Below are 16,469 nucleotides of genomic sequence, written 5' to 3'. Positions count from 1 at the left end.
CGCTACCCGCCCCTCATCACGTCGGAGAGTCTCGGCCAGGACGATTGCTCGCCATCCTGATGCGCCGGCGCCGAGCTGCGTTCGGCCGCGCGCAATTTTGCGGAACGCGCCCGCGGATTTTGCGCGACTTCGTCGTCGCCGGCGACGATGGGCCGCCGCGTCAGCAGCTGGAAGCTCGGCGGAACTTGGGCCACCTCCGGCAGATGCCGCGAGCCGCCGCCGGTCTTCGAGCGCTCGGAGAGGAAATTCTTGACGATGCGGTCTTCCAGCGAATGGAACGAGACCACGACGAGGCGGCCACCCGGCGTGAGCACGCGCTCGGCGGCGGCGAGCGCGGTCTGCAACTCCTCGAGCTCCTCGTTGACGAAGATGCGCAAGGCCTGAAACGTCCGCGTTGCCGGATGAATGTCGCCGGGCTTCGAACGCACCACCCTGGCGACGAGTTCGGCGAGCGCGCGCGTGGTCGTGAACGGCGTCTGCTGCCGATCGGCCACGATGGCACGGGCGATGCGGCGCGAATGCCGCTCCTCGCCGAGCTGATAGATGATGTCGGCGAGATCGCCTTCGGAGGCTCGGGCGATCACGTCGGCCGCGGTCGGCCCCGATTGCCCCATCCGCATGTCGAGCGGACCGTCGAGGCGGAACGAGAAGCCGCGGCCGGCCTGGTCGAGCTGCATCGAGGACACGCCGACATCCATCACGACGCCGTTCACGGTGTCGATGCCCTGTGCGGCGCAGACGTCGGCGAGATTGGAGAAGCGGTCCTCGACCAGGGTCAGCCGGCCGGCGGAGCGTTCGACCAGTTCCGCACCGCCCGCGATCGCCGTGCGGTCGCGATCAATGGCGATGAGCCGGGTTCCCGGCACCTCCAGGATCGCACGGCTATAGCCGCCGGCACCAAACGTGGCGTCGACATAAATGCCGCCATCGCGCGGAGCGAGATGGGCGATGGCCTCGCGGCCAAGAACGGGAATGTGCGGGGCCGAGCTCATGCGCCACGCCTGCCGAAGGCGCTGCCTGACGTCCAAGCGAGATCGGGGACGAACAAGCCCATAACGCCTCGAATCATTCCGCGTCGCGGCGGTTCCACGACAAAGCCCCAGTCCGGCATGGTTACCGAGCCCGGTCGTCCCGGGCCGCAGACCGAGTGTTCCCAGCGGAATTTGTCGGGCAGCCATGGGATTTCGAGCCAAAATACGCTTTGGCCGCCTCCGGACGCGGGTCGGCTCTTCATCTCTCAGTAACGGCCCTTAGCGTTAAGAAAGCGTTGATCGGCTCGTTACAAGTCGCAAAGGTGAAGCGGCGGTGATGCTTCTTCCACACACATGCGCAAAATACATCCGTTAACCGCGCCGCGCGATTGCGCGCGGTGGAGGGTAAAGGAATAGTAAAGAGAAGGGCTTGGCCCATTCGCGTCCGACCTGAGTTGTCCATGCCGCCATCCGGTTCGTCCACACCGCCTGGAACTGATTCGAAGCGCCAGCGCGTTCTCCCGGTTCCCAAGGCCGCGGCGAACATGCGGACGTTCGAGCCGGACTCCTCGATCGTCTCCGACATCATCCCTTCGCCGAACTACGGCGAGCGCAGCAAGGGACGGCAGCCCGACATGATCGTGCTGCACTACACCGGCATGCCCGATGTCGAGGGCGCGCTGGCGCGGTTGTGCACCGCCGGCTCCGAGGTCTCGGCGCACTATGTCGTGCTGGAGGACGGGCGCATCGTGCAATGCGTGCCCGAGACCAAGCGCGCCTGGCACGCCGGCGTATCGTCCTGGGCCGGCGAAGACGACGTCAACTCCTGCTCGATCGGCATCGAGATCGTCAATCGCGGCCACGACTGGGGCTATCCGGAGTTTCCGCTGCGCCAGATCGCCGCCGTGATCGCGCTGTGCCGCGGCATCATGCTCCGCCGCAAGGTGCCGTCCCACCGGGTGCTCGGCCATTCCGACGTCGCGCCCGCGCGCAAGAAGGACCCCGGCGAGAAGTTCCCGTGGCACTCGCTCGCCAATTCCGGCGTCGGTCACTGGGTCACGCCCGCCCCTGTCGTGCGCGGCGAGACCCTGATGCTCGGCACCATCAGCGACGAGGTGCTGAGCCTGCAGCAGGCGCTCGCCAGATACGGCTACGGCGTGCCGCTGACCGGCAAATACGACGCCGCGACCATGGAAGTCGTCACGGCGTTCCAGCGCCATTTCCGCCCGGCGCGGCTCGATGGCGTCGCGGACCACTCGACGCTGTCGACATTGCAGGCGCTGCTGGCGAGCCTGCCGACGGAAGGGACGACCGTCGCGTCGAAGTGACGGGGTAGACCACGCAGTTCACTCTCGTGTCCCGGACGCGCGAAGCGCGAGCCGGGACCCAGCCAGCGAGACGAGAGTCCGCTGCGGCGAGATGGGCCCCGGCTCTGCAGCGCACCGCCAAGAGGGCGCTGCGCTGCGTCCCGGGCACGAGAGCCCTAACCCATCTCCCTCATCCTTCGCGCATACAGCCGCCGCAACGGCTCGAGCTGCGTCGCCTCCGTCGCCGCGCGGTAGGCCTCGCGCGCTTCCTCGTTGCGGCCAAGCCGCCGCAACAGATCGGCGCGCACCGCGGGCAACAGCTCATAGCCGCGCAGCCCGCCTCGGGCACTGATCGCATCGACGAGATCGAGCGCGCGGGCCGGCCCATCGACCATCGACAGCGCGGCCGCGTGGTTGAGCTCGATCACCGGAGAAGGGCCGATGCGCAGCAATACCTCGTACAGCCCGGCGATCTGCGGCCAGTCGGTCTGCGCAAAGCTGGGCGCACGCGCATGCAGCGCGGCGATCGCGGCCTGCACGGCATAAGGCTGCGGCCGGCCGGGGACCCGCAGCGCGTCGTCGACCAGACGCAGGCCTTCCTCGATCTGCGCATGATCCCACAGCGTGCGGTCCTGATCTTCGAGCAGCACGATGTCGCCAGCCGCCGTCTCGCGCCCGGCGCGGCGCGCATCGTGCAGCAGCATCAGGGCGAGCAGGCCCTTGATGCCGGCGCGATCCGGCATCAGCCGATCGAGCAGGCGGCCGAGCCGGATCGCCTCGGCCGCAAGATCAGGCCGCATCAGATCCGCGCCCTCGGTCGCCACATAGCCCTCGGTGAAGACGAGATAGATCACGGCAAGCACGCCATCGAGCCGCAGCGCCAGCGCGTCGCGTTCGGGCACCTCATAGGGGATGCCGGCGAGCCTGATCTTCTGCTTGGCGCGGACGAGGCGCTGCGCCATCGCCTCCTCACTGATGAGGAAGGCGCGCGCGACCTGGGCGGTGGAGAGCCCGCAGACGGTACGCAGTGTCAGTGCGACCTGAACCTCCGTCGCGAATGCGGGATGGCAGCAGGTGAAGATCAGCCGCAGCATGTCGTCGTCGAGCAACAGCGGCGGCTCGTCGGCGGCTTGCGCGTTCAGCTCCAGCTCATGCACCAGCGCCCGCTGCTTGCCGCGGAACACCGCCTGGCGGCGGATGCGATCGATCACCTTGTGCTTGGCGACATTGACCAGCCAGGCGCGCGGATTGTCGGGGACCTCGCACGCCGCCCAGCGTTCCAGAGCGACGGCAAACGCATCCTGAAGCGCGTCCTCGGCGAGATCGAAATCGCCGACGAGACGGATCAGCGTGGCCAGCGCCCGCCCCGCCTCGTCGCGGAAGATTCTTTCGATCTCGTAAGGGGTCATCGAATGATGCTTTGCACGTCATCCCGGGGCGGGAGGCAGTCGCGAACTCTGGTGCGCAATTGCGCACCTGAGAATCTCGAAATCGCGGCACGAGATTTCGGATGCTCGCTACGCGAGCCCGGGAATGACGGCTTCGCCGTCACTTGTCGTAGACCCAGATCGGCCGCACCTCGATCGAACCGACGCGCGCGCTCGGAATTCGCGCGGCGATCTCGATCGCAGCGTTGAGATCCTTGGCCTCGATCAGATAGTAGCCGCCGAGCTGCTCGCGCGTTTCCGCGAACGGACCGTCGGTCGTCAGCGTCTTGCCGTCGCGCACGCGCACCGTGGTCGCGGTCGTGGTCGGGCGGAGCCGATCGCCGGCCTTGAAATTGCCGCTCCGGATGATGGATTGCGTAAAGGCCTCATACTCCGCCGACATCTTCTGGCTGGTTCCCGTGTCAATCTTCGCGTACTCGGCCTCGTTCTGGTAGATCATCAGCAGATATTGCATCGCTTCACTCCTGTTGTTCGGCTGTGTCGCCGACATCCAGTCGAACGGGGCACGCTCCAGACGACATCTTCAGGATAAATTATTTGCAGGCCGTGCGCTCGGCGATATCGGCTTGACGGGACCGTCACAAATGCCCCATGCGTTACCGGTCAGTCGGCCGGACGGCCGCTCCGGCAGGTGCCGAAAGGTCGCCGGGGAGGAAAGTCCGGGCTCCCTTGACATGCGGTGCCGGATAACGTCCGGCGGGGGTGACCCCAGGGAAAGTGCCACAGAGAACGAACCGCTTCCTCCTCGGAGGAAGTAAGGGTGAAAAGGTGCGGTAAGAGCGCACCGCGGCTGCGGCAACGGAGCCGGCATGGCAAACCCCACCGGGAGCAAAACCGAATAGGGACGGCGTAGCGGGCTGTTCGCGAAAGCGATAACGCCGCGGGGCGATGTCAGGCCCGCCGTCCGGGTAGGTTGCTCGAGGCCGTGTGCAAACACGGTCCCAGAGGAATGGCCGTCACGTATCGTCCGCGCAAGCGGGCGGTGCCCTACAGAACCCGGCTTACAGGCCGGCTGATATCTTGCAACGAGGGGTTCGGCGTGAATGCGCCGGGCCCCTCACCATTTTGGCCGAGCACGTCGCTCTCAACGGTCGTCATTCCGGGGCTTGCGAAGCGAGAGCCCGGAATCCATCGGCCGGCAGAGTTGGTGGAAGAATGGATTCCGGGCTCGCGACTTCGTCGCGCCCCGGAATGACAAGCGAGAACTAGGCGACGATCTCGTCCAACACCGCCATCAGCGCCTCCGGCGCGGTGACATTCGGGGCATGACTGGCGTCGAGCTCGAAATAATGCCATCCCTTCTCGTTCTTCGTGCGCGTCGCGAATTGCCCGAACACATCGCCCGGCGGGATGCGGGTGCAATAGATGTAGCTGCGCGGGATCGTCGGCTCGCCATGTTCGAGCCTCAGCTTCGACTCGAAGCACTTGATGGGCATCGGCACCCGGCGCGCGTTCAGCCAGTCGAGATCGGCCTGCGGCGTATCCGGCGGCGGCGGGTTCGGCGGAATGCGATAGCCGTCGCCAGAAGCTGCCGCCCTTCGCATCGGCTCCCGCCCAGCCTCGTTGAGGTCGAACAGCGACTGGCCGTCGCGTGGCACGAAAGCATCGAGATAGATCAGTTGCCTCACGCGCTCGCGGGCGCGGTCGGCGACACCGGTCGCGACCATGCCGCCATAGCTGTGGCCGAGCAGCACGATGTCGCCGAGATCCTCGTATTTGATGACGTTGAGGATGTCCTGAATGTGCGTGTCGAGATCGATCGCCGGGCTGGCGAGATGCGCGCGTTCGCCGAGGCCCGTATAAGTCGGAGTGACCAGGCGGTGACCCGCCTCAGCCATCAGCGGATGCATCTTCTTCCAGGCCCATCCGCCGGACCATGCGCCATGACAGAGCAGGAAGGTCTTCGCGCGTGCGGCCATCGGCGTTTCCATCGTTGTTGTTTCGACGATGGAGTGTAGCGACCGGCCGCGTGATGTAAACGCCGCCTCAGGCGGCGCGGGTGTCGGCCTTCACCAGCACTGGCGCGAGCTCGCCCGCCTCCCGCCGCAGCTTGCCCGCCTCGAATCCGTGCATGCCGAGCTGCCATTGCAGCCCGACGATGGCACCCTTGGTCGGCTGCAACAATGCGAGCGAGGCGAACAGCGTCACCGGAAGCCACAGCGCCAGTTGCAACCAGACCGGCGGCGCATAGGCGGTCTCGACCGCGAGGATCGCCGGCACCACGAGATGGCCGACCACGACCATCACGAGGTAGGCGGGAAAGTCGTCGGCACGCTGGTGGAACAGCTCCTCGCCGCAATGATCGCAAGTGCCAGCCACTTTCAGGAAGCGGCCGAACATGTGCCCTTCCCCGCAATTCGGGCATTTGCCGCTGAAGCCGCGCCACATCGCCTTCGCCAGAGAGACCGTCGCCATGACCGCCACATCCTTCCTTTTCGATGATCCATACAATATTATGCTGTATCCATACATTCAAAGGATATGGCCCTAAATTGCATGGATTGGATCCCGACAATCTCGGAGCTGTCAGGCCCGCGCTACCAGCGCATCGTCGATGCCATGGAGGCGGACATCGCCGCCGGCCGGCTGGTGCGCGGCCAGCAGCTGCCGACGCAGCGAGCGCTGGCCAAGGCGCTCGCGCTCGACCTCACCACGGTGACGCGCGCCTACACCGAGGCGCGGCGCCGCGGCATCATGGAGGCGCGGGTCGGACAGGGTTCGTTCGTGTCGGAGACCAGCGCGCGCCGCGCGGTCGACCTGCCGCATCCCGTCGCGATCGATCTGTCGATGAACGTGCCGCCACATCCGCTGGAGGCGCAGCTCGACGAACGCATCATCGCCGGCCTGGAATCCATCCGCGCGCAATCGGGCCTGACCGCGTATCTCAACTATCAGCCGCCCGGCGGCAGCGCGCATGAGCGCGAGGTCGCGGCGCGCTGGATGCGCGCGCGGGTGCCGCACGCGCATGCCGACAGGCTCGTGGTCTTTCCCGGCGCGCAGACGATCCTGTTCAACCTGCTCGCGCACCTTGCGAGGCCCGGCGACATCGTGCTGACGGAAGCGCTGACATTCCCCGGCATCAAGGCCGCAGCCGCGCAGCTCGGCATCAGGCTCGTCGGAATCGACATGGATGATGGCGGCATCCTGCCCGATGCGCTGGCAAGGGCCTGCCGCGCGCACAATCCTAGGGCCGTCTATCTCATTCCGACGCTGCACAATCCGACCACCGCGACGCTTTCTCCCGAGCGGCGCGGTGCCATCGCAGAGATCATCCGCGACGCCGACACGATCCTGATCGAGGACGACGCCTACGGCCTGCTCGACCGCTCGGCATCGCCGATCGCCAATCTCATTCCAGAGCGGACTTATCTTGCGACCACGCTGTCGAAATGCATCGCACCGGCGTTACGCGTTGCCTATCTGGTGACGCCCGACGGCGGCGCGCAGCGACAGATGCGTACGTCTCTGCAGGCGACGGTGCAGATGCCGGCGCCACTGATGGTCGCACTGGTGACGCATTGGATCGAGACCGGCGTTGCCGATCGCATCATCACCGCCATTCGCAACGAAGCAGTCGGCCGTCAGCAGCTCGCGCAACGCACGCTGAGGGGCTTCCAATTCCTGGCGAGGCCGGCAGCGCATCATCTGTGGCTGCGACTGCCCGAGCGCCGGCCCGATGTGGCCGCAGATCTCCTGCGGAACGGACTTGCGATCGTCGCCGCCGATGCCTTCACAGTCGGCGGGACACCGCCGCACGCGGCCCGGGTCTCGCTGGGGGCGGCCCGGAACAGATCTGAATTGACGGCAGCGCTGCGCATCCTGGTCGGCGCGCTGCAGAAGCCCGCCGACACCAGGCAGATCGTCTAGATCATCGACGATGACGGCGATCGCCGGAGCGCACGATCGTCGCCGCGACGTAGGGCTGTCCTTCGCGAAAGCCCGACGCGCCGCAGATCACGCTTGCATGCGGGATGGATTGACTTGCACGGCAGCAGGCGTGCTATGCGGGCGACGGCGATCAACTTTCGGGATCGCCGCGGCGAAGGACAATCTGTTGGAAACGCTCACCTACGTCCTGCTGCTCCTCGGCGCATTGGCCGGCGGCTTCGTCTCGGGGCTGGCAGGCTTCGGCACGGCGCTGATGGCACTCGGCATCTGGCTCTACGTGCTGCCGCCCTCGCTCGCGGTGCCCCTTGTGCTGATCTGCTCGGTGATCGCGCAGACCTCGACGCTGCCATCGATGTGGAAGAGCTTTGATCTCTCGCTGGTCTGGCCGTTCCTGATCGGAGGGCTGCTCGGCGTGCCGCTGGGCACCATGATGGTCGCCTCGGCCGATCCCAAAGTGTTCAAGCTGAGCGTCGGCGTTCTAATTCTGGTCTTTTCGAGCGCGATGTATCTGAACAAGAGGCCGCTCGCGATCACGTACGGCGGCCGCTTCGCCGATGGCGCGATCGGCTTTGCCGGCGGTATCCTCGGCGGCCTCGCCGGATTATCGGGTCCGCTGCCGATCCTGTGGGCCAACATCCGCGGCTGGAACAAGCACGAGCGGCGCGGCATCTTCCAGCTCTTCAATTTCACAGTGCTCGCCACCGCGCTGGCGCTGCAGACCGCATCGGGTCTGGTCGAGCTCAAAGTGGTCTGGCTCGCGCTGGTCGCCTTTCCAGGCACCTTGATCGGCGCCTGGGCCGGCGCACGCGTCTATCACGCCCTCAACGACAAGCATTTTGGCGATGTCGTGCTCGGCCTGCTGTTCCTGTCGGGCCTGACCCTGGTCTGGAACAGTCTCGGCGCGCTCTAGCTCCTCCCAGCGAGGAACAGCTGTCGTCACACCGGCTCGCGGGCGAGAGGCGCGACGGGTTCGGGGCTCTCCTGCTCTGGGGCCTTCTCCTTCGGCGCCAACGTCAGGCGCTTGTTGAACTCGCGGTGCAACAGCCACAGGCTCAAGCCGGCCTGCAACGTGGTCGTCGCGACCGACAGGTACCAGACGTGCTCCATGCGAAAGCCCGGCAGCGTCGAGAGCCAGATCGCCGGCAGGGAGTAGGTGAACACGCGCGTCGCCGAGGTCAAAAGCACCGGCTTGGTGTTGCCGAGGGCCTGGAACATGCTCGAGCAGGTGAAGATCAGCCCCTGCGCGACCATGTTGAGCGAGATGACCCGCAGGAACAGATAGGCGACCTCCATGGTCTCGCGGTCGTTAGAGAATCCGCCGAGCAGCAACTCCGGCTTCACCTGCGCGAGGATCATGAAGCCGGCCATCACGAGCGTGACGATCAAGGCCGCCTTGACGAAGGTTTCCCGCACGCGCGCAGCGTTGGCTGCGCCGAAATTCTGGCCGGCGATCGGCCCGGCCGCCAGCCCGACTGCGAGCGCAGGCATGTTGATCAGGCCGAGCACGCGCTGCCCGATGCCGAATCCCGCCTGCGCCGCCGCGCCGAAATCGCGCAGCACGTAGTAGACCACCGCCATGAAGATGAACATCATCGCGAACTCGCCGCCGGCGGGCAGGCCGACATTGAGAATGCGCATGAGATGACGCGGCTGTGGACGCCACTGCGCCGGATTGAAGGCGACATAGCGCTCGACCTTGCGGAAATAGACAAGCAGCATCAGCGCGCCGACGGCGACCGCGATCGAACTCGCCAGCCCTGCGCCGGCAACGCCGAGCGCATAGCCGGTGCCCCATCCCGAGATCAGCACCGGCGCCAGCGCGATATTGATGGCCACCGCAAGCGTCTGCACCAGCATGACAGGACGAACGATACCGGTCGCACGCAGCGCCGATCCCATCACCAGGGTCGCGAACTGCAGCGCGAGCGCCGGCATGAACCACAGCAGGTAAATGGTCCCGGCCTCGATCGTGGCCTGGTCCGCGGCGATCGCACGCATATAGGCGCGCGACAGCGCGGCACCTGCGACCAGGGTCAACAATCCGAACAGCACCGACAGCACCATCGCCTGGTTGAAGATCAGGTTTGCATCCGCCCGGTCCTTGCGTCCCACGGCATGCGCGATCAGCGCCACCGCGCCGACGCCGAGCACCTGCATCAGCCCGTTGATGAGGAAGCCGGCATTGCCGGCCGCGGCAACGCCCGCGACCGCGGCGTCGCCGAGGCCCGACACGAAGTAGAGGTCGACCAGCTGGCAGATCATGATCGTGACCATGCCGACCATGATCGGAGGGGCCATGGCCAGGATGTGTCTCACGATGGAGCCGTTCGTCAGGTCTTTCATGTCGTTCACCTATGGCGGCGCGAGGTCGGGACCTTCGCCCCGCCGCCGCGTGCCTCACTCCGCTGCGATCTGTCCGAGCTCCACGACCTGGCGCTCGAACAGGCCGCGATAGACGCCATCTTGCTTGGCTGCGAGCATCGCATGCGTGCCTTGCTCGACGATCTCGCCGCGGTCGAACACCAGGATGCGGTCGAGGCTCCTCACCGTCGACAGCCGGTGCGCAATCACGATCGAGGTGCGGCCCTTCATCAGACGCTCCATCGCCTGCTGGATCAGCGCCTCCGATTCCGAATCGAGGCTCGACGTCGCCTCGTCCAAGATCAGCACCGGCGCGTCCGCCAGGAACGCACGCGCCAGCGCCACGCGCTGCCGCTCGCCGCCCGACAGTTTCACCCCGCGCTCGCCGACCAGCGTGCCGTAGCCCTTCGGCAGGCGCAGGATGAAATCATGCGCGTTCGCCAGCCGCGCCGCCTGCTCGATTGCCTCCAGGCTGGCACCGGGCCGGCCATAGGCGATGTTCTCCGCAAGCGAACGGTGAAACAGGATCGGCTCCTGCTGCACGATCGCGATCTGGCTGCGCAGCGATTGCTGCGTGGCGCGCGCGATGTCCTGCCCGTCGATCAGCACGCGACCGCCGCTGACGTCGTAGAGGCGCTGCACCAGCTTGACGAAGGTGGTCTTGCCGGAGCCGGAGCGGCCGACCAGGCCGACCCGTTCGCCGGCGCGGATCCTGACCGACAAGCCGTCGTACAGCGGCGCACGGTGGCCGCCATAGTGGAACGTGACGTCGTCGAACACGATCTCGCCGCCCTCGATCGCGATCGGTCGCGCATCGGAGGCATCCGCAATCCCGATCGGCTCGTCATGGATCGCCACCAACTCATCCATGTCGTTGACCGAGCGCTGGAGGTTGTTGATGTGCATACCGACGTCGCGCAGATAGGCATGGATGACGTAATAGCTCGTCAGCACATAGGTGACGTCGCCGGGCGAGGCATGCCCGGACATCCACAGCAGCACCGAGCCGCCGATCACGGACGCGCGCAGGCACAGCAGCAGGGCAAGCTGCGCCATGGACGTGTAGTTGTAGCGAAACCAGGTCCGCCGCACGCGCACCCGCCAGCGGTTGATGACGCGGGCGAGCCGCGCCTCTTCGCGCATTTCGGCGCCGAAGGATTTCACCACCGCGTTGCAGGTCAGCGCGTCCGCCAGCGTGCCGCCGACCTTGGTGTCCCAGGCATTGGAGACGCGTGCGGCCGGCGCGATATAGCGGGTCGAGAACACCACCGTGGTGATGACGTAGAGGATTGCCCCGATCGCGATCACGAGGCCGAGCGAGGCCCAATGCACGCCGAGCAGGATCATCGAGCCGACCAGCACCAGAAGCGAGGGCGCCAGCGCCATCAGGATGGTGTCGTTGAGCAGGTCGAGCGCCCACATGCCACGGGTGATCTTGCGCACCGTGGAGCCTGCAAAGGAGTTCGCGTGCCAGTCGGTCGAGAAGCGCTGCACGCGCGTGAACGCGTCCTGCGCGACGTCGGACATGATCTTGAGCGTGAACGGCACGATCGCCTGCAGGCCGACGAGCCGCAGCACCATCGAGGCCGCGCCCAGCGCCACGATGGCGCCGAATGCCGCCAGCGCCGCGTGGCGCGCCTCGAGATCCGATGGGCCGCGCGTCAACGCATCGACCAGGTGTCCCGAGAACACCGGCATGAACAGATCGGCGACCGTCGCACCCAGCAGGCCGCCGGCCACGATCAGGCCGCGCCCCGGTTGCTTCAGCCAGTGCCGGAACACGAAGGGCAGCACCACCCGAATGGCGGCGGGTTTCTTGGACAGAGCGGTCATGACATCATCCGGCCGCACGCGCGGGCCGGCTCCATCGATGGACGCAGGCCGGCCACGAGGGCCGAAACGGCGTCACTCAAAACTGACTTTGACTTGGGAAGCGGAGCGATCGGGACGCCTGGTCGAAACCTTGGCCCAATCGAAGCTGGCGGAAGAGGCCTCTAGCAGGCCGCGTACATACCGAACCAGATCATGATCGAGCGCGGGCGTACGATCTGCGAATGCGACGAAATCATGCAAATCCCTCCCGGTTCGATTGAATGAGGTGCGCTTTATAGATGTGTCGCTCGCGCTTTGCAACGGGCCGGGCGCGAGATCACGGATGAGTGTTGCAAATTAGTGCGCATCGCCCCCGGCACCGAACGGCGACGGCGGCCTCTTCAGCAGCATCACCAGCAAGCTGAGAGCGAGATAGAACAGCGTCAGGATGAAGAAGGCATCGCCGAAGCTCATCACCACGGCCTGGCGATGAACCAGCTGGGAAAGCTGCTTCATCGCCATCAGCGTGGAATCGCCAAGTCCCTGAAACTTCTGCATGAACATGCTCAGGGTTTCGGTGGCGGTCGCGTTGCCCCAGGTCACGCGCTCCTGCAGGCGGGCGATGTGCAGGTCGGTGCGGTCGTTGAGCACGGTGTTGATGACGGCGAGGCCGAGCGCGCCGCCGAGATTGCGCATCAGGTTGAACAGCCCGCTCGCGTTCTTCACCTTGTCAGGTGGCAGCGTGCCGAGTGCGACGTTGTTGGTCGGGACCATCGCAAACATCATGCCGACGCCACGCAGGATCTGCGGCACCAGCAGTTCATAGAAATCGTAGTCCCGCGTCATCCAGGTCATCTGGTAGGAGCCGAGCGCGAACACGACGAGGCCGAACGCGATCATGTAGCGCATGTCGACTTTCGCCATGAGCCGGCCGACCAGCGGCGCGACCAGGAACATGGTGATGCCGGAGACGAACATGGTGTCGCCGATCATCAGCGCGCTGTAGCCGCGCACCTCGGCGAGATAGCGCGGATAGATGTAGGTCAGGCCATAGAGCCCGATGCCGATGCAGAACTGCAGCGTGCAGCCGACAGCGAAATTGCGGTCGGTGAAGGTGCGCAGATTGACGATCGGCTCGGCCGCGGTGAAGACGCGCCAGAAGAAGGCGATCGCCGAGAGCCCGCAGATCCAGGCGCAGACCGCCACCGAAGTGTCCTGCATCCATTCATATTGCGGGCCTTCCTCCAGCACGTATTCCAGCGTGCCGAGAAAGCCGGCCATGAACAGGAGACCCCACCAGTCGAAGCGGTCGAGCAGCTCGAAATGCGGCTCGTCGAAATCGACCAGCGCCAGCACGCCGACGGTGATGCCGATGCCGGGCACGACGTTGATGAAGAACAGCCAATTCCACGACATCAGGTCGGTGATGTAGCCGCCGACCGTCGGCCCGATCGTGGGTGCGAGGGTCGCGACCAGCCCGATGATGGGGCCGACAATGTGGAATTTCGATCGCGGGAAGACGGTATAGGCCGAGGCGAACACCGTCGGGATCATGCCGGCGCCCAAGAATCCCTGCAGCGCGCGCCAAAGGATCATCTCCTCGATGGTGGTGGCAAAGCCGCAGAGCAGGCTCGAGGCGGTGAAGCCGGCCGCCGAGATCGCGAACAACAGCCGCGTGCCGAAGGCGCGCGACAGGAATCCCGACAACGGAATCGCGATCACCTCGGCGATCAGATAGGCGGTTTGAACCCACGAGACTTCGCTGGAGCTTGCCGACAGGCCGGCCTGGATCTCGCTGAGGGACGCCGAGACGATCTGGATGTCCAGGATCGACATGAACATCCCGAACACCATGATGATGAAGGCGAACAGCCGCTTGGGCGCGATGCGCTCCGATGCCGGGTCCGCCATCATGGCAGGTGAAGCGGTGGTGGAGTCTGCCATCGTGTCAGCTCGGGCTGGAGCACGCTGCGGGGTCGGTGCACCTCTCCCGCTTGCGGGAGAGGTCGGCGCGTAGCGCCGGGTGAGGGTTCTCTCCGCTTAGGGACTGTCCCATTGCGGAAGCACCCTCTCCCCAGCCCTCTCCCGCAAGCGGGAGAGGGAGCGCACCTGCATTTGCGGCTGCAGAGCGATTCATGTCACCGCATCCTACTGCGGATGGACCGCGGGATCGTCGAGATCGACCTCGCTGTCGGCGTCGGCCGCGCCCTTGTTGGTGTCGACGGTGGCATAGACCGACATGCCGGCACGGAGCAGGTTCTGCTTCGCTACCGACTTCGGCACGCGGATGCGGACCGGCACGCGCTGCACGATCTTGGTGAAGTTGCCGGTGGCGTTGTCGGGCGGCAGCAGCGTGAACACCGAGCCCGCGCCCGCCGCGATGCTGTCGACCACGCCGGAGAACTTGCGCATGCCGTAGGCGTCGACCTTGATCGTCACCGGCTGGCCGGGACGGATGCGCTTGAGCTGCGTTTCCTTGAAATTGGCGTCGATATAGACGTCGTCCAGCGGCACGATGTTGCCGAGGCGCTGACCGACCGCGACGAAGTCGCCGGTGTTGACCAGGCGATTGGAGAACGTGCCGTTGACCGGTGCACGCACCGCCGTGAAGCTGAGATCGCGCTCCGCCTTGGCGAGCGTGGTCTTGAGCTCGGTGAGCTGGGCCTGCGCTTCGGCCTGCTGCGCCTTGGCGACATCGACATTGCTGACGGCAACGTCGTAGGCCGCCTGCGCGGCCTTGACCGCGGCGGCGCCCTGGTCGCGTCCGGCTTCCGAGCTCTCGAACACTGCACGCGAGGCAAACCCCTTGGTGCTCAGCGCCTGCTGGCGCTCGTAATCGAGATCGGCGCGCTTGAGGCCCGCTTCGGCCGAGACGAGCTGGGCCTTGGCCTGCGCGACCTGGCTGTCGAGCGCGGCGACCTGGCGGCCGATGCGATCGATGGTGGCCTGCTGGGTCGCGATCTTCGTTGCTGCCGCATCGACCGCGATCTTGTAGTCGCCGTTGTCGATGCGCAGGACGACGTCCCCGGCGCGTACCGGCGTGTTGTCGCCGGCGAGGATCGCGGCGACGTGTCCGGAAACGCGCGCGCCCAGCATGGTGTTGTTGGCGCGGACGTAGGCGTCATCGGTGGAGACGTAGAAGCGGCCGACCAGCGTGTAATAGCCGGCATAGCTCGCGGCGGCGAGCGCGAGCGCCAGACCGACGCCCATCAGGACGAATTTGCGCTTGCCGGATTTGGGAGAACCGGCGACGGGTGCGGCCGGCTTGTCGGCCACGGGCTTCTGCGGCGCCTCGGCAGGGCGGCGCTTGGCCTCCTCGGCCTTTTGATCGCGCAGTTGCTCGGCAAGCGGAGCAGAGTTCTCGATCGCAGCGTTACCGGCGGCGTGCTCCGCCGCTTCCTGGCGAAGGACTCGCGCAGCCTGGTCTCTCGATGCCGCCATCAAGGCCTCCCAAAAAGGCGATCGAGGACGGCCGGCCCGAAGCCCCATTTCCTGTCGCTGATCTCAAATATCATTGACCGAACGGTTCGGTCAATCTATATAATAGTTCCGAGTGGGACCCTACTGGTCCGAATCCCTATTTGCATCTCACCGTTCAGCACCTTGTCCAGAAAACTTCCGAGACCCTAAACCAATGGTTGTAGCCGACCGCGACCATCTGCACCTCATCCAGGAGGAGGACGGCTCCAAACGTCGTCAGATCCTGGACGGTGCCCGCAAGGTGTTCATGAAACTCGGCTTCGACGGAGCCAGCATGGGCGAGATCGCGCGCGCGGCGCAGGTCTCCAAGGGCACGCTCTACGTTTACTTCGCCGACAAAACCGCGCTGTTCGAGGCCATCCTCGAGCAGGAGGCGCTGCAGCACGGCCAGGTCGTGTTCAATTTCGATCCCGCGCGCGATGCCGAGACCACGTTGAAGGAATTCGGCCTCGCCTATCTTCATCTGGTCTGTCGGCCCGGTGGCGGATCGGCGATCCGTACCGTGATGGCGATCGCCGAGCGCATGCCCGATGTCGGTCGCCGCTACTATGCGCGCGTGCTGGACAAGAGCATCAACCTCCTTTCCGGTTATCTCAACGCCCGCGTCGCCTCGGGCGATCTCAGGATCGACGATTGCGATCTTGCCGCCTCCCAGTTCATGGAGCTTTGCAAGGCCTCGCTCTTCCTGCCCTTCGTGTTCCAGGCCGCCCCCGCACCGTCGGAACAGCGCATGAGCGAAGTGGTCGGCAGCGCGACGCGGATGTTCCTGGCGGCCTATAAGGCGACGTGACGGCAGCGGGCCGCGCGTTGCGCGGGCCGGTACGGCAGCATTATATTGCGGTCATGCCTCGTGATCTTCGCCCGCCGGTCGATATCCTCCATTATGAGATCGTCCAGGAACAGGCCTCGGCGCTCGGACGGATGGGCCGCACGCTCGAGCAGGCGCTGGCGCGTTTGCGCGAATTTGACGCCGCCCACGCCGCCACGGGAACTGCAGCCTCGATGCAGCCGGCCAGACGCAAGCTGGTGCTGGAGGCCGGCGAGGCGCTCTGGATGTTCGTGGTGCAGCGCGAGGCGTCCGGCTTGCGCGACAGTCGCCATATCATGCGCACCTACAACGTCCCGGGCGAGGTGCAGCGCTGCATGGGGCTGGCCCCCGCACCGTCGAAAACAGGCTCGTAGGATCGTAGCCTGCAGGGAGC

Annotated in this window: 14 protein-coding genes and 1 other RNA gene; 6 read left to right on the top strand and 9 right to left on the bottom strand. The window is 65.8% G+C overall.

Going from position 1 to position 16,469, the window contains the following annotated elements:
• Positions 1-2: 2 nt before the first annotated feature.
• On the bottom strand, positions 3-992 hold the full coding sequence (gene rsmH, locus AC066S_RS22345; protein WP_164718327.1) for a 16S rRNA (cytosine(1402)-N(4))-methyltransferase RsmH: 990 nt from the start codon (positions 990-992) through the stop codon (positions 3-5).
• Positions 993-1,516: 524 nt separating this feature from the next.
• On the opposite strand from rsmH, the gene AC066S_RS22340 reads away from it, so the two are divergent.
• A complete protein-coding gene (locus tag AC066S_RS22340; protein WP_126255262.1) occupies positions 1,517-2,299 on the top strand; it encodes an N-acetylmuramoyl-L-alanine amidase in 783 nt (260 codons plus the stop codon).
• A gap of 155 nt (positions 2,300-2,454) precedes the next feature.
• On the opposite strand, the gene AC066S_RS22335 is transcribed toward AC066S_RS22340, so the two are convergent.
• Positions 2,455-3,687, bottom strand: coding sequence for an RNA polymerase sigma factor (locus AC066S_RS22335; RefSeq protein ID WP_478270628.1), 1,233 nt, complete (start codon positions 3,685-3,687; stop codon positions 2,455-2,457).
• Positions 3,688-3,826: 139 nt separating this feature from the next.
• Positions 3,827-4,180 (bottom strand): YciI family protein, encoded by a 354-nt coding sequence (locus tag AC066S_RS22330; RefSeq protein ID WP_126255260.1) that lies wholly within the window; start codon positions 4,178-4,180, stop codon positions 3,827-3,829.
• A gap of 149 nt (positions 4,181-4,329) precedes the next feature.
• Between AC066S_RS22330 and rnpB the strand changes: the two genes are divergently transcribed.
• Positions 4,330-4,746, top strand: an RNA gene (rnpB, locus tag AC066S_RS22325) — RNase P RNA component class A.
• A gap of 185 nt (positions 4,747-4,931) precedes the next feature.
• On the opposite strand, the gene AC066S_RS22320 is transcribed toward rnpB, so the two are convergent.
• Positions 4,932-5,645 carry an alpha/beta fold hydrolase gene (locus AC066S_RS22320; protein ID WP_478270627.1) on the bottom strand — a complete coding sequence of 238 codons (714 nt, stop codon included), beginning with the start codon at positions 5,643-5,645 and terminating at the stop codon, positions 4,932-4,934.
• Positions 5,646-5,712: 67 nt separating this feature from the next.
• Entirely contained in the window at positions 5,713-6,141 is a 429-nt protein-coding gene (locus AC066S_RS22315) for a DUF983 domain-containing protein (protein ID WP_245481208.1), read from the bottom strand.
• An 81-nt stretch (positions 6,142-6,222) separates the two neighbouring features.
• Here AC066S_RS22315 and AC066S_RS22310 point away from each other — a divergent pair, with 81 nt between their 5' ends.
• Positions 6,223-7,593, top strand: a complete 1,371-nt coding sequence (locus AC066S_RS22310) for an aminotransferase-like domain-containing protein (RefSeq protein ID WP_478270626.1) — start codon at positions 6,223-6,225, stop codon at positions 7,591-7,593.
• A gap of 187 nt (positions 7,594-7,780) precedes the next feature.
• Complete coding sequence (locus tag AC066S_RS22305) at positions 7,781-8,524, top strand: sulfite exporter TauE/SafE family protein (protein WP_478270625.1); 744 nt, start codon at positions 7,781-7,783, stop codon at positions 8,522-8,524.
• Positions 8,525-8,550: 26 nt separating this feature from the next.
• Here AC066S_RS22305 and AC066S_RS22300 read toward each other — a convergent pair whose 3' ends face one another.
• The 4 genes from AC066S_RS22300 to AC066S_RS22285 form a co-directional block, all read right to left on the bottom strand.
• Positions 8,551-9,957: an MATE family efflux transporter gene (locus AC066S_RS22300; RefSeq protein ID WP_478270624.1), complete on the bottom strand. Its 1,407-nt coding sequence runs from the start codon at positions 9,955-9,957 to the stop codon at positions 8,551-8,553.
• A 54-nt stretch (positions 9,958-10,011) separates the two neighbouring features.
• A complete protein-coding gene (locus tag AC066S_RS22295; protein WP_478270623.1) occupies positions 10,012-11,808 on the bottom strand; it encodes an ABC transporter ATP-binding protein in 1,797 nt (598 codons plus the stop codon).
• A gap of 336 nt (positions 11,809-12,144) precedes the next feature.
• Positions 12,145-13,731: a DHA2 family efflux MFS transporter permease subunit gene (locus AC066S_RS22290; protein ID WP_135168598.1), complete on the bottom strand. Its 1,587-nt coding sequence runs from the start codon at positions 13,729-13,731 to the stop codon at positions 12,145-12,147.
• 204 nt (positions 13,732-13,935) lie between these two features.
• Positions 13,936-15,228, bottom strand: coding sequence for an HlyD family secretion protein (locus AC066S_RS22285; protein WP_478270622.1), 1,293 nt, complete (start codon positions 15,226-15,228; stop codon positions 13,936-13,938).
• A gap of 193 nt (positions 15,229-15,421) precedes the next feature.
• On the opposite strand from AC066S_RS22285, the gene AC066S_RS22280 reads away from it, so the two are divergent.
• Positions 15,422-16,057 (top strand): TetR/AcrR family transcriptional regulator, encoded by a 636-nt coding sequence (locus AC066S_RS22280; RefSeq protein WP_135168601.1) that lies wholly within the window; start codon positions 15,422-15,424, stop codon positions 16,055-16,057.
• A gap of 53 nt (positions 16,058-16,110) precedes the next feature.
• Positions 16,111-16,449 carry a DUF6665 family protein gene (locus AC066S_RS22275; RefSeq protein WP_126255249.1) on the top strand — a complete coding sequence of 113 codons (339 nt, stop codon included), beginning with the start codon at positions 16,111-16,113 and terminating at the stop codon, positions 16,447-16,449.
• Positions 16,450-16,469: the final 20 nt, after the last annotated feature.

This window comes from Bradyrhizobium sp. CFUWI, from assembly GCF_056429085.1.
This window is presented reverse-complemented; position numbering and strand designations above follow the sequence as displayed.